The following is a 12,435-nucleotide window of genomic DNA, read 5'->3' as shown; positions in this document are numbered from 1 at the left end:
GAGGAGAAGGCTAGCAACGCTCAGCTGAACGACAAGCACGCCAACGCGGGCAAGAACAACTTTACGAAATATGGCAAGTGGTACGGCGACAACGGCGCATACTGGTGCCAACAGTTTGTGAGTTGGGTTTTTTATCAGGCTTGCGTGCTTGCTTCTGCCCGGAGGAAACATCCTGCTGGGTGGTCTATGCAGTATGATGGTACCTGGAATTACATGAAGGAAGACGAAACCTTTGCAAAAAATGAGTGGCTTTATATCAATGGCCGCTGGTACGTCTTCGATGCTTCCGGTCGAATGATTAAGGGCTGGTTCAAGGCTGAGAGTGACTGGTACTATCTGGGAGAAGATGGTGCAATGCTCGGCTCACAGTGGGCTGTGATTGGTGGAAAACATTACTACTTTACTCAGTCCGGCACGATGGCTAAGAGTGCTTACGTCAAGGAGAAAAAACCTTTTGCAAGCGGAAAACATATTTATTACTGGGTGAACTCACAAGGCGAATGGCAGCCGGAAGGCGACACGGAGGCCCCGGGAGAAGAGTTTGAAATAGTGTCTTGATGGAAAAAGAGAGGGCGGGATGTCCTGCCCTCTTAATTCTGCTTCTTTCCGTAATACTTTTCCCACAAATCGGGATATGTATTTTGATACCACTCAACGAATGAACCGTAAATTTCTTTTTCGGCTGCTTCACGTGCAGCAATAGCGTCTTCTATGCGTGCATAGCTTCCGAGCCAATATTGGTGGCGCTGGAAGGTTAGATAGGCATGAAATCTATTTTGCTTGGCTCTATAGGTAACACCTCTATGCCCAGTGGTATTGTTTCCGTTCAATTTCTTTCTGTCCAGTGTGCAGCTTAAACAGCTCCCACCCTTTGAGGTATCTAGTGATCGTTGTATTCCTAACTGCAAATGTTTTTTGGCGCAATTAGAACATTCTCTCGCATCCCCGTGCAATAATTCTGAAAATCTTACAAGCGTTTTATCGCCACATTTATGGCATTTACATCTTGCCAGGTATGAGTTAGCGCATTTTTTTTCATCGCAAAATCCTAAAACTTCAAGATCGCCAAACATTTCCCCTTTAAACGAATTATAATATTTTTTTGCCTTGTTGAGACGTTCTTCAGCTCTGCATGTAGAACATCCGGTTAGAAAGAGGCATATCTTGTCAGAAGGTATTTCACGCTCTTGTCCGCATCTTGTACAAACAACAATGTATTTTGCCGGTTTAGAACTAGATTGCCTTAGAATCTTGAGACATCCGTAAGTTTCGCCTACAACATATTTTCTCATATTGTTTCCTTATTACTAGGCGTTTAAGATCAAATCTTCAACGACTTGTGATTTTGATGTCTTACGCTCTGCCGCTAAAAGTGCGAGCCTCACAATTGCGTTTTGCGATATCGTGAATCCTACAGGTTTTTTATCGTTTTCAGCATCCTCAGAAATTTGAAATATTTCTGAGACTTTTTCGGCATCGAGATAATCCTCTGCCCATTGCTTGGCGGATTCGGGAGACAGAGGTATTAGCTCCTCTCCTTCACTCCACGTATTCTGCTCGATAGATACAGCATACTTTGTACTGGGCCCGCCAAAGCCATGAAGGAAAAACTCACCGTTTCTCTTTTGATAGAGTTTCTCACGGATATACTGAAAGCCGCTTCCAGTTTCACGTTCTCCCATCAGGGTAGATGTACTAGTATCATACCTCCGTTGATTAATTATTTTTTTCATCCTTCTTCACCTTGAAGCCAATTAGACGACAAAAATCCTGTCTTGCCTCCTCTTCCTCTGGCTTTTTTCTGGCGCGCCCCACAAGGCTATCCAGAAAATTTGCATATTCTTCTTTGAATTCTCGCGCGGAGTAAAACGACTTATCCTCAAAAGTCTTCGTGGGAGGGTAACTTCTTATGATTCTTATCAATCTCAAATGCGGGCCGTAGTAAAGATATTCCGAATAGCCAATTTCACCATCATCATGCTTGTACACGTTAGAACCAATGCAAAACATTCCCGGAAGAAGTTCTTCTGGCTCAATCCCGTTAGCTTTAAACAGGTTACCTCTGCTCATTTCTTTGGCCTCCTTCTTGCCTGTCTCAACAAGTTCAACTTGTGTACATACTAACATACGTTTATATAAATGTAAATACCTGTGGCGTTTATATAGTATGAAGCGTGCCGAGGAATGCCCCGCTGGTGGGGGAGCTAAAAAACATATCTGTCACACGAAAAGTCACACGAATGCTTTCAATCCTTAATTTTACGTGCATTTTAATGGGTTCGAATCCCACTATCTCCACTACCTGAAAATCCCGGAATCCGCCTGTTTATTCAGTAAGCAGGCGGATTCTGGGATTTTTACTTTGTGGAATGCAGAGCATTCTCTGTTTACTGTGGAAGCACAGCGGTGGCTGTACTATAATAGCCTCATGTGATTTTAGGAGGTCATTATGAGCAAGCTTGGAAAAAAGAAGAGTAACAGGGAAGGCAAGGCAAAGCAGCTGCAGCAGCAGCTTCAGGCGTTGGAGAGGAAGAACGCTGCAAAGGGGAAGAAGTAATGGCAGAGATGCAGAGGACGGAGGAGCTGTACTACAGAGATGCGCATCAGACGGAATTTACGGCGCGGGTGCTCTCCTGCACTGAAGATGAGAAGCGGAAGTGTTACAGGGTGATTCTAGACCGGAGCGCATTTTTTCCGGAGCAGGGCGGACAGAATTCAGACCGGGGGATTCTCGGCGGGGCAAAGGTGCTGGAGGTGCATATCCGGGATGGAATCATCACCCACTTTGTCTCCGCACCGCTTCCGGAGGGAGAGGAGATAGAAGGGCAGGTTGACTGGGCGCGGCGATTTGAGTTTATGCAGCAGCACAGTGGAGAGCATATGCTCTCCGGGCTTGTGCACGCGCGCTTTGGTTATGATAACGTGGGTTTTCATCTGGGGGAGACAGAGACACAGCTTGATTTCAGCGGGCTTATTACGCAGTCGGAGCTTCAGGAGCTGGAAGAGCAGGTCAACGCCGCGCTGTGGCAGAATCTTCCGGTCCGCGTGTACTATCCGGATGCAGAGGAGCTTCAGAAGCTGGATTACAGGAGCAAGCTGGAGCTCACGGAGAATGTACGCCTTGTGGAGATTCCGGGAGTAGATCTCTGTGCCTGCTGTGCGCCGCATGTGGAGCGGACTGCGGAAATCGGCATTGTAAAAATCGTGGACTGCATCAATTATAAGGGCGGTGTGCGCATACATATCGCCTGCGGTATCCGCGCGCTGCGGGACTATGCCCAAAAGCAGACGGCGGTGGAGGCGATCTCTCGCTGTCTCTCCGTGAAGCGGGGAGAGGTGTCGGAGGCCGTGCGGGATCTGAGGCAGAAGCTCGGCGAGACAGAGGCGGTCTGCGCGGGACTTGGCAGACAGCTGCTGGAGTGTAGGGCGAATGAATTGCCGGCAGCAGGGGAGAGCAGACACGCGCTGCTCTTTACAGAGCAGGCAGATCTAGGGGCGATGAGAAATATCGTAAATGCGAGGGCAGAGCAGTATGCGGGAGTTGTCGCCGTATTTTCCGGAGCAGACACGAGTGGCTGGAGCTTTGTTCTTGGAAGCGGTGCAGTGGACTGCGCAGAGCTTGCAAAGTTGCTTCGGACGAAAGGGTTTAAGTGCGGAGGAACGAAGAGTTATCTGCAGGGGAGCGCTCCGCTTACGGAGCAGGAGATACGGACACTCTTTCATGAGCTCTGAGGGAGATGCGGGAAAGTATTCCTGTTTTTTAAAAGCTTTGTAATAATCTCTGCGCAAAAATATGATACAGTAGCAGCGTATCAGAAGAAGAAAGAGGTGCGAGGATCATATGAAAAATACAATATGGATGAAGAAGGCAGCAGTGGTGTTTTGTGCAGCGGTGTGCGCGGCGGCATTTGCCGCGTGCGGCCAAAAGACGGTGAAGGAGTCCGGGGCGGCTGCGGAGAGCAAAACTGAGGCGGAGAGCAAGGGCTTTCAGGCAGAACTAAACTATGATTATGCAAACACCGTAAACAATGACGCAGAGGCGGTGATCAAGTTGCTGGGAGAGCCGGAGAGCGACAGAGATGACGGCGTAATCCGTGCGATGAGCTTTGACGGCGGAAAGAAAAAGGCGCTTCTCTACAATGAGAATGAAGATGTGAATTATGGGAGAAGTGATTCCTGCTGGGCACTGGAGGCGAGCGTTGGAGAGCTCTTCGTGCTGAGTGAGGAGCCGGAGAGCAGTGAGGCGTTCTTTGAGGCGCTGCGTCTTGAAGAGAAGCCGGAGAAGCAGAGCTCCAGGCTGGTGGACGGCTATGCACTTGCGGAGGGCAAGGAGGTCTACCATTTCTTCTGTGACGGATATGAGATGGAAATACTTCCGGAGAGCGACGGCAGCATTCATAGGGATTCCCGCGCTGTGATCCTGGCTCCGCTTGAGAAGGAGGAGCCGGAGAGCGAGGAATCCGAGGAAGAGACAGAGACAGCGGCCAATTAAGCGGCACAGAGTACGGAGGCATATCAGATGAGAGAGCGTGCAGAGAGGCGGTTTGTGCTCGTCACAGTGCTGATGGCAGTGTGGATTTTTTCCTGTGCCCTCGGCATCCGCGTCCATGCGCTTGAAAAGCCAGATGTCGCGGCGGAGGGGGCGGCACTCTACAACGCGACGAGCGGTGAATTTATCTTTGAGAAGAATGCGAATCAGCAGTTTTATCCCGCGTCGATCACCAAGCTGATGACAGCACTGCTTGTTCTGGAGAACAGCGCGCAGAACGAGACGGTCTGTTTTACGGAGAGTGCGACTGCGCATCTGGAGTCTGGAGCGGTGAGTCTCGCGCTGAAAAGCGGAGATAAGCTGAGCGTAAAGGATGCGCTCTACGGGTTGCTCTTAAAGTCTGCAAATGAAGTGGCAAATGGGCTCGCGGAGCACGTCTCAGGCAGTGTGCCCGCCTTTGCGCAGCGCATGAATGCGCGCGCGGCAGAGCTCGGCTGTACGGGGACGCAGTTTCAGAATCCGAACGGACTGACAGACGCAAAGCATCTGACGACTGCACACGACATGGCACTGATCGCAAAGGCCTGCTTTGAGCGGGCGGATTTCAGAGAGATAGAGCGATCAACCGTCTATCACATTCCGGCGACCGCGAATCGTCCGGAGGGAACGACCATTGTTATGGGACATAAGATGATCTCTCCGGGGAGCTCCCTCTACTATCCCGGGATACTGGGCGGAAAGACTGGTTATACCAGCGCAGCGGGAAATACACTTGTGACCTGCGCGGAGAGGGACGGAGTCCGCCTGATCGCGGTGGTCTTGAAGAGCCGTTCTACGCATTATAAAGACACGAAGGCCATGCTGGACTATGGCTTTGCACTCTGTCGGGGAGCGCAGCAGCCGCTTCCGGATGCACAGAACAGCAGCGAGCGCTCTCCGGAACAGAACGCGGCAGCCGCTGTATTGAGAGAGAGCATCGGGCCGCAGGGCAGTGCGGCAGCTCCCTCTGTACCGGAGTCTGCTGCGGGAGATGTTTTTGAAGCACAGGAGAGGACTGGAAATGCCATGGTGCAGGCGGCCGGTACAGAGGACAGTGGTCCCGGAGCAGTAACTCCCGGCTGGCACGAGAAGGAAGGGCGCTGGCGCTACGGAAAGGCCAACGGAGTCTATGCGTGTGACGAGCGGCTGGTAATCGGTGCGTTCGAGTACTGGTTTGATGCGTCCGGGCTTATGATAACGGGATGGCATCAGGACGCAGCCGGTGCCTGGTATTATCTTCGCCCCAGCTTTGGCGGTATGAAGAAGGACTGCTGGCTTCAGGATGGAGGCAAGTGGTATTATCTCGGGGCTGACGGGAGGATGCTCACGGACACCGTGACACCGGATGGCAGCCGGGTTGGCGCAGATGGCGTATGGACGGAGTAAAGGGATGCGTATACAGGAAGCAGCGGCACTCGGAGTGCTTGCGGGCGCAGGACTTACGGCAGCATGTTTGAAGCGCTCTGCATGGGAACGGAGCTCGCTGCGCGTGGCGGAGTACACGCTGCACAGCAATAAGCTTCGGGGAGGAGAGCGGGTTTTTGTCTTTCTCTCAGATCTGCATGATGCCTGCTTCGGAGCGGACAATGCTGCACTGATTCAAAAAATAGAGGATCTCCGGCCGGATGCAGTACTGATCGGCGGAGATATGATGACCGTCAAGAAAACGGCGGAAATCGGGCTGACGCTCTCACTTGCAAGACGGCTTGCGGAGCGCTGGCCTCTTTTCTATGCAGAGGGGAATCACGAGTCGAGGCTCAACCGGGACCGGGGGCGCTACGGGGCTCTCTATGATGAGCTTCGCGCGGAGCTCTCCCGCTATGGCGTCTGCTTCCTGCGGGATGAGAGTGTTCATTTCGGAGAGGATATCGAGATCTCAGGTCTCTTTATCACAGAAAATTATTACAGGCGCTTTCACTGTGATCGGATGAGAGGGGAGTATCTGAGCGCACATCTGGGCGTGGCGTCAGAAGGGCGTTACCATATTCTTATGGCTCATTCCCCGCAGTTTTTTGAGGCCTATGCGGCCTGGGGAGCGGATCTCACTCTGGCAGGTCACTTTCATGGCGGGACGATACAGCTGCCTGGGCAGATTGGTCTTATGACCCCGCAGTTTCAGCTGTTTGAGCGTCGCGTCACAGGACTTCACAGGCTGGGGCATAGCAGCATGATTGTGAGCCCGGGACTTGGCACTCACAGCATTAGACTGCGAATCAATAATCCGCCGCAGATCGTTGCGGTACATTTAAAGGGTGCGGAGAAAGAATGGCAGAGGAAATTTCACTGAAGCTGGAGAAATTTGAGGGTCCGCTGGATCTTTTGCTCCATCTCATAGAAAAAAATAAAATCAATATTTATGACATTCCCATCGCGGAGATCACAGACCAGTATATGGAGTATATGGCGGAGCTTGAGAGGGAGAATCTGGAGCTCATGTCCGAATTTCTTCTGATGGCGGCGACTCTCCTTGATATCAAGGCGCGCATGCTCCTGCCGCGGGAGGTGGATGAAGAAACCGGCGAAGAGCTGGATCCACGCACCGAGCTGGTGGAGCGCCTGCTCGCGCACAAGAAGTACAGACTGATGGCGGAAGAGCTTGCAGACAGAGAGTTTGAGGCAGCGCAGGTGTTGTACCGTGCACCTTCTATTCCGAAGGAAGTCGCCTGCTGGACCGCTCCCGTAGATCTGGATGCGCTCTTCAAAGATGTGACGCTCTTGAAGCTCCAGCAGATCTTTGCACAGGTGATGCGGCAGAGAGAGAAGCGAATTGATCCGGAGAGAAGTCAGTTTGGAACGATCAGGCGGGAGCCAGTCAGCCTGAAGACGCGGGTCGGAAGTCTTATGCGCTATGCAAAAAAGCACAGGCGATTTTCCTTTCGCTGTCTTTTAAAGAGGGAGAGCACAAAGACAGAGGTGGTTGTTACCTTTCTTGCTGTGTTGGAGCTCATGAAGGTCGGAAGAATCCGGGCAGTGCAGGATGGCTTCGGGGATGAGATCTCCATTGAGGTGCAGGAAGGAGCCTTTGATGAGGCTCTGGACCTCGACGAGATGGAGGAGCTGTAAGCTGGACAAGGAAGAACTCATCACGATATAATGGGCAGGAAAAAGAGGGAGGCGCGCGGGAGATGACGACAGAGGAAGCACGGAAGCAGGAGGCTATCGTGGAGGCAGTGCTCTTTACGATGGGGAAGTCTGTGGAGAGCAGTGAGCTTGCGGCTGCGCTTCAATGTTCCCAGGAGGAGGCAGAGGAGGCCGTACAGCGTCTGCGCCGTCGCTGCGAGGAGGAAGAGCGGGGAGTACAGATTCTGAAGCTTGAGGGCAGCTGGCAGATGGCGACGCGCAGAGAGTACTATGATGCGCTGATACGCGTCGCAAAAGCGCCGAAGAAGCAGGTGTTAAGCCAGGTGGTGCTGGAGACGCTCTCGATTATCGCTTACCGCCAACCCGTGACAAAGACGGAAATATCAAAAATCCGCGGGGTCTCCTCGGATCATGCGGTCAACCGTCTTGTGGAATACGGGCTGGTATACGAGGCAGGCAGACTGGATGCGCCCGGACGCCCTGCGCTGTTTGCGACGACGGAGGAATTTTTGCGGCGCTTTGGCGTGGACTCAAAGACAGATCTTCCGGAAGTCACGCCGGATCAGGAGGCGGAGATCGCGGAGGAGGTTCAGAAGGAGCTGAAGTTTCGTTTTGATGCAGAGGAGGATGCAGGCAGTGGAGCCACGGAAGATAAAGATTAAGTATTTTACGGATGCGATTGAAAAACTGCGATACATTGATGGAAAGAGTGACTGGATTGATCTTCGGGCATCCGAGCATATTATTATGAAGCAGGGAGAGTTTCGCCTGATTCCGCTGGGGATTGCGCTGGAGCTCCCGGAAGGCTGCGAGGCACATATCGTACCCAGAAGCTCCACCTTTAAGAATTTCGGCATTATCCAGGTGAATTCCATGGGCGTCGTCGATGAGAGCTATTGCGGAGATGGTGATCAGTGGTTTTTCCCTGCCTATGCCCTGAGAGATACAGAAATACAGCCAAATGACAGAATCTGTCAGTTCCGTATCATGGAGCATCAGCCGGCATTATCCTTTGAGACGGTAGAAAAACTGATGGGAAAGGACCGCGGGGGCTTTGGAAGCACCGGTGTGCAGTGAGGTGAGAGTTCGGTTTTATGACGGAGAAGAAAATGTGGAAACATGAGGGGGGCAGGGTGCTGAAGCAAGGACTCTGCCTTGTGTTGTTTTTCTCCGTGCTGCTGTCCGGCTGCGGAGAGCGCGGGCGGACAATACGGCAGTACCGGGAGAGCGGGCTTGAGGCGATGGAGCGCGGAGATTACAGCGCGGCGGCAGAGGCCTTTCATCACGCGATGGATTATTACGGGACAGCAAAGCAGGAGGGTACGGAGCTGGATATACTTCGTTATCTCGCAGAAGCGGAATTTCGCGGCGGGAATTACGAACAGGCGTCAGACTGCTATCAGGAGCTGCTGGAGCGGGACGGAAGGCGCCCGGAGTATCTGGATTTAAAGAGCAGCTGCATCGTAAAGGCCGGAGGGGATCTTAAGGAGGCCGGACTTCTGTATCAGGAGGCAACGGAGCTGCTCTCTTCCAAAAAAAAAGGAATGCCGGAGTATCATCTCTCTGCGCTCTATACTTTGGGAGAGGCGCTTGCGAAAAGCAGGGATCCCGGGCTCATAGAGGAGGCGGCTGCGTATTATAATGAGGCACAGGTCTCCGGGGGACAGAGTCCGGAGCTCTGCGCGCGCATTGGAAAGCTGTTTTTTGACTCCGGTGACCCGGAGCGTGCGGAGACATATTTTCAGGAGGGTCTCTCTCTCCTTGAGCAGCAGCTCCCGGAAGTGAAGGAAGCTGACCGGCGGGAGGAAGCTATGGAGAATCGCAGAGAGCTGCTTTTTAATGTCGCGGTGTGCGCGGAGTATGCGGGAGATTATGCCGGGGCGCTGAAGGGGTTTGAGGATATTGCGGCGGAGTACGGTGAGGATGAGGCGCTGACCCACGAGCTCATATTTCTGAGATCGAGAGTCAGCACAGAAGGAGTGGAGTGATGGCGGAATTGGTCAGTACGGCTGAGGCCGCAGAGCGGGTTCTGGTGATTGCCGTGCGTCGTGCGGAGCAGGACGGGACCGAGGAGTCTCTTAGGGAGCTGGGAGAGCTTCTTCATACTGCGGGAGCGGAATGCGTCGGCACCATGATACAGAACCGGGACAGAGCGGACAATGCAGGCTACTTTGGAAAGGGAAAGACGGAGGAGCTGAAACAGCTCATCTGGGAGACGGAAGCCACAGGCGTTGCGGCGGATGACGAGCTGAGTCCGGCACAGATGAAGAATCTGAAGGATGCGCTGGGGGTCAAGGTGATGGATCGCACCATGATCATACTGGATATCTTTGCAAAGCACGCAGTGACCGCGGAGGGAAAGATACAGGTGGAGCTCGCGCAGCTGAAGTACACGGCGGCACATCTCGAGGGGCTGCGCTCCTCCCTGTCCCGCCTTGGGGGCGGGATCGGCACGAGGGGACCGGGAGAGCAGAAGCTGGAGCTGGATCGCCGCGTGATTCATGAGCGTATCACGCTTTTAAAGGAGCGGCTGCGTGAGATTGAGGGACATAGGAATGTGACCAGAAAAGCGAGGGAGCGCGCAGGCAGCTTTGTCGCGGCGATCGTCGGCTATACCAACGCGGGGAAATCAACGCTGTTAAATAAGCTGACGGATGCGGGGATACTCGCGGAGGATCAGCTCTTTGCGACTTTGGATCCCACGACGAGAAAGCTGAAGCTCGACGGGGGAGAGGAAATACTGCTCACGGACACAGTCGGCTTCATACGCAAGCTCCCGCATCATCTCGTGGAAGCCTTCCGCTCGACCCTTGAGGAGGCAAAATATGCGGATATCATTCTCCATGTGGTCGATGCCTCAAATCCGGAGGCGGATACACAGATGGCAGTGGTCTATGAGACCCTGAAGAGTCTCGATGCGATGGAAAACCGGGAGATCATCACCATATTTAATAAGATGGATCTTGTCGGAGAGAGCGCAATTCTGAGAGATTTCCATGCGGAGGCGACGGTACGGGTATCCGCGGGGACCGGTGAGGGGCTTCAGGAGCTGAAGCAGCTGCTCAGGGAGAGTCTTAAGCAGAGGAGGAGGTATCTGGAGCGCCTCTTCTCTTACGCAGATGCCGGGCTCATACAGCAGATACGACAGCGCGGAGAGCTGGTTTCCGAGGAGTACACAGAGGATGGGATTCTTGTAAAGGCATATGTCCCGGCGGAGCTCTTCGGGAGATTCGCAGAGAAACAGGCTGAAGAATGAGAAAAAGGAAGAAACCGCAGAAAAGCTTCGGGGCAGAGTAAAGCGGTTTTCGGAGCTGGCGGAGTATGAGAAAATTCAGAAAATTCTATGTTGCGGTGTTGCTGCTTCTTTTGCTTGGGGCCGGAGTTCTTTTTCTGCGGCACAGGGAAAACTCCGGCTCTGAGCCTGCCGTGACAGCGGGGGAGACCCAGGAGGAGAGCTCTGCCACTGTGGAAGAGAGTGGAACGCAGGAGGATGCGGCGCGCTGGGTGTATGGTCACCCGGAGGACAAGGGTACAGGGCGTTACAGCCGGCTGGGAAGACGGGGCCAGGCTGTGAGGGCTGAGACGGAAGCCGGGGATGCCGGGGAAGAAAGAAAAGCGCTGCACGAGGATATGGTATGGATTGCCTCGGATATTCACTACTACTCACCGGAACTTACGGATTACGGAGCTGCGTTCCGGGCGCGTCTGGACAGAGATGACGGCAAGGATATCACCGACATCGACCGCATTCTGGATCTGTGGATTGAGGAGGTCCTGAGAGAGCGGCCGGGGACGGTGGCGCTTCTCGGAGATCTCACACTGGACGGAGAATCCGTGAATCACAGAGTGCTGTCAGAGAAGCTGAAGCGTCTGACGGATGACGGCATACGCGTACTGGTGGTTCCGGGGAACCACGACATCGGCTGTGTGACCTGGGCCTCCACCTATTTTGGGGCGCATCAGGCTCTCACGGAGACGCCGCAGACCGCAGAGGGGTTTCTGGAGTTCTATCACAGCTTTGGCTACGATCAGGCGTCTGCATCCGATGCGAGTTCTCTGAGCTACGTCTGTAAATTTGATGAAAAGCACTGGTTTCTCATGCTGGACTCCGTCATCTATGAGCCGGTGAACCGGGTTGTGGGCCGCCTCAAGGATTCCACGCTGCACTGGATGGAGGGGGTGCTGAGAGAGGCGCAGGAGGAGCATGTTCAGGTTCTGGCCTTTGCACATCACAATCTGATGGATGAATCCCGACTCTACCGCAGCGATTGTACGCTGGAAAACAACAGGGAGGTGATCGCGCTGCTGGAGCGGTACGGTGTGCCGCTCTGGGGCTCCGGCCACCTGCACCTGCAGCGGCTTCACCAGTATCTTCCGGAGCCTGGGACGGAGCCCGGAAAGCAGATCACGGAGATCGTCTCAGGCTGCTTCTCCATGTATCCCTTTCCCTATGGTGTGCTGAAGCTCTCGGAGAATGGAGATATGGAGTACCGTCAGCGCACAGTGGGGCTTCCGGAGGAGTTGAAACAGACCGGTCTGGAGGAATTCCGGGCGGTTATCACGCGTCAGACAGCAGCCCAGATCCGGGGGCTGCCGGGCTATATTATCAACAATATGGCGGACAGCTATGCGGAACTGCTCAGCGCCTACGTGGCCGGAGAGGCAGTGGACGAGCAGGTCTTCCGCTCGGAGCTGGGGTACCGCATGATGCTTCGCTACTTGGATGGAAGCGAGGTGCTGAGGCGGGTCGAGTGGATGCTTGCAGACACGAAAAAGGATCAGAGGAGCTGGAGCTATTCTGCGGAGTGATGCGACAGGAGGGACGC

13 protein-coding genes and 1 pseudogene are annotated in these 12,435 nt (G+C 53.7%); 11 read left to right on the top strand and 3 right to left on the bottom strand.

The window, feature by feature from the left end; translation table 11 throughout:
• Positions 1-558: pseudogene (locus J2S20_RS08250) on the top strand (cell wall-binding protein); the annotation flags it as partial.
• A 32-nt stretch (positions 559-590) separates the two neighbouring features.
• On the opposite strand, the gene J2S20_RS08245 reads toward J2S20_RS08250, so the two are convergent.
• The 3 genes from J2S20_RS08245 to J2S20_RS08235 are packed head-to-tail and all read right to left on the bottom strand — an operon-like array spanning position 591 to position 2,070.
• Positions 591-1,292 (bottom strand): hypothetical protein, encoded by a 702-nt coding sequence (locus J2S20_RS08245; RefSeq protein ID WP_307254915.1) that lies wholly within the window; start codon positions 1,290-1,292, stop codon positions 591-593.
• 15 nt (positions 1,293-1,307) lie between these two features.
• Entirely contained in the window at positions 1,308-1,682 is a 375-nt protein-coding gene (locus J2S20_RS08240) for a hypothetical protein (protein ID WP_307254913.1), read from the bottom strand.
• Positions 1,683-1,716: 34 nt separating this feature from the next.
• Positions 1,717-2,070, bottom strand: coding sequence for a hypothetical protein (locus tag J2S20_RS08235; protein WP_307254911.1), 354 nt, complete (start codon positions 2,068-2,070; stop codon positions 1,717-1,719).
• Between the two features lie 486 nt (positions 2,071-2,556).
• Here J2S20_RS08235 and J2S20_RS08230 point away from each other — a divergent pair, with 486 nt between their 5' ends.
• From J2S20_RS08230 to J2S20_RS08185, 10 genes are all read left to right on the top strand, one after another.
• Positions 2,557-3,732: an alanyl-tRNA editing protein gene (locus J2S20_RS08230; protein WP_307254909.1), complete on the top strand. Its 1,176-nt coding sequence runs from the start codon at positions 2,557-2,559 to the stop codon at positions 3,730-3,732.
• Positions 3,733-3,841: 109 nt separating this feature from the next.
• Entirely contained in the window at positions 3,842-4,492 is a 651-nt protein-coding gene (locus tag J2S20_RS08225; RefSeq protein ID WP_307254905.1) for a hypothetical protein, read from the top strand.
• A 27-nt stretch (positions 4,493-4,519) separates the two neighbouring features.
• On the top strand, positions 4,520-5,914 hold the full coding sequence (locus tag J2S20_RS08220) for a serine hydrolase (RefSeq protein WP_307254902.1): 1,395 nt from the start codon (positions 4,520-4,522) through the stop codon (positions 5,912-5,914).
• Between the two features lie 4 nt (positions 5,915-5,918).
• Positions 5,919-6,815, top strand: coding sequence for a metallophosphoesterase (locus J2S20_RS08215; protein ID WP_307254899.1), 897 nt, complete (start codon positions 5,919-5,921; stop codon positions 6,813-6,815).
• Positions 6,794-7,591 carry a segregation and condensation protein A gene (locus J2S20_RS08210; RefSeq protein WP_307254896.1) on the top strand — a complete coding sequence of 266 codons (798 nt, stop codon included), beginning with the start codon at positions 6,794-6,796 and terminating at the stop codon, positions 7,589-7,591. The genes J2S20_RS08215 and J2S20_RS08210 overlap by 22 nt, the downstream gene beginning before the upstream one ends.
• A gap of 62 nt (positions 7,592-7,653) precedes the next feature.
• On the top strand, positions 7,654-8,271 hold the full coding sequence (gene scpB / locus J2S20_RS08205) for an SMC-Scp complex subunit ScpB (RefSeq protein ID WP_106612557.1): 618 nt from the start codon (positions 7,654-7,656) through the stop codon (positions 8,269-8,271).
• Positions 8,246-8,686, top strand: a complete 441-nt coding sequence (locus J2S20_RS08200) for a dUTP diphosphatase (RefSeq protein ID WP_242933977.1) — start codon at positions 8,246-8,248, stop codon at positions 8,684-8,686. Before scpB ends, J2S20_RS08200 begins: the two co-directional genes overlap by 26 nt.
• Before the next feature lie 32 nt (positions 8,687-8,718).
• Complete coding sequence (locus J2S20_RS08195; protein ID WP_170065401.1) at positions 8,719-9,597, top strand: tetratricopeptide repeat protein; 879 nt, start codon at positions 8,719-8,721, stop codon at positions 9,595-9,597.
• Positions 9,597-10,865: a GTPase HflX gene (hflX, locus tag J2S20_RS08190; RefSeq protein ID WP_106612560.1), complete on the top strand. Its 1,269-nt coding sequence runs from the start codon at positions 9,597-9,599 to the stop codon at positions 10,863-10,865. Before J2S20_RS08195 ends, hflX begins: the two co-directional genes overlap by 1 nt.
• A gap of 65 nt (positions 10,866-10,930) precedes the next feature.
• Positions 10,931-12,418: a metallophosphoesterase gene (locus tag J2S20_RS08185; RefSeq protein WP_106612561.1), complete on the top strand. Its 1,488-nt coding sequence runs from the start codon at positions 10,931-10,933 to the stop codon at positions 12,416-12,418.
• The last annotated feature ends 17 nt before the right edge of the window (positions 12,419-12,435 follow it).

Source organism: Moryella indoligenes (assembly GCF_030812885.1).
Classification (GTDB): Bacteria; Bacillota; Clostridia; order Lachnospirales; family Lachnospiraceae; genus Moryella; species Moryella indoligenes.
The sequence above is the reverse complement of the archived record's forward strand: the minus strand, read 5'-3'. Positions and strand labels throughout refer to the sequence as shown.